Source organism: Sphingomonas endophytica, from assembly GCF_001476895.1.
Classification (GTDB): Bacteria; Pseudomonadota; Alphaproteobacteria; order Sphingomonadales; family Sphingomonadaceae; genus Sphingomonas; species Sphingomonas endophytica_A.
In genome coordinates, this window is record NZ_LDTB01000264.1 from 1 (window position 1) to 597 (window position 597).

Below are 597 nucleotides of genomic sequence, written 5' to 3' on the forward strand. Positions count from 1 at the left end.
CTGCAGATGAAGCTGCCGGAAGCGGCGTAACAACGGCTATCGCCAACGCATGGCGGCAGTGCCCTCATTGCCCGTTGCCGGTGCTGGAGAATGCTGCTAACCGTTGCCTCCTCGCGCGACTGGCGACCTTGGATGGAGCACCATCGGGAAGCGCGAAACGACCTGCCGTTCGCCTGGGCGATCGGGATATCCCGATCAAACGCTTCTTGCAGGAGCCGCCCAAGCTGACGTCGATCACGATCACCGGACTCAGGACATATGGTTATCACGGCCTGTTCGAGGAAGAACGGTCGCTCGGCCAGCGATTCACGTTCGATGTCTCGGCGATGCTGCGTGATGTCCGAACCCACCGCAGCGACGATCTGAATTGCTCCGTCAGGTACGACGCCGTTGTCGAGGCCACCGTCGAGATTGCATCATCGGCCAGGTTCCAGACACTCGAAACCCTCGGTGAAGCGATTGCCGAAAGCCTGCTTCAGCGCTTCGCAATGATCGACAGCGACACGGTCGCGGTCGCGAAGTCCAGCCCGCCAATAGCCCACTCCGTCGATCGGGTCGGAGTCCAGGTCGGCCTCCGGCGCGCCGACCTGATAGCGG

1 protein-coding gene and 1 riboswitch are annotated in these 597 nt (G+C 62.1%); the gene reads left to right on the top strand.

Annotated features, from left to right (window positions below):
- The first annotated feature begins 105 nt into the window (after nt 1-105).
- A riboswitch (ZMP/ZTP riboswitch) is annotated at nt 106-186 on the top strand.
- Nucleotides 187-206: 20 nt separating this feature from the next.
- The coding region (gene folB / locus NS334_RS19495; protein ID WP_058757013.1) for a dihydroneopterin aldolase at nt 207-597 on the top strand (391 nt) is incomplete at its 3' end.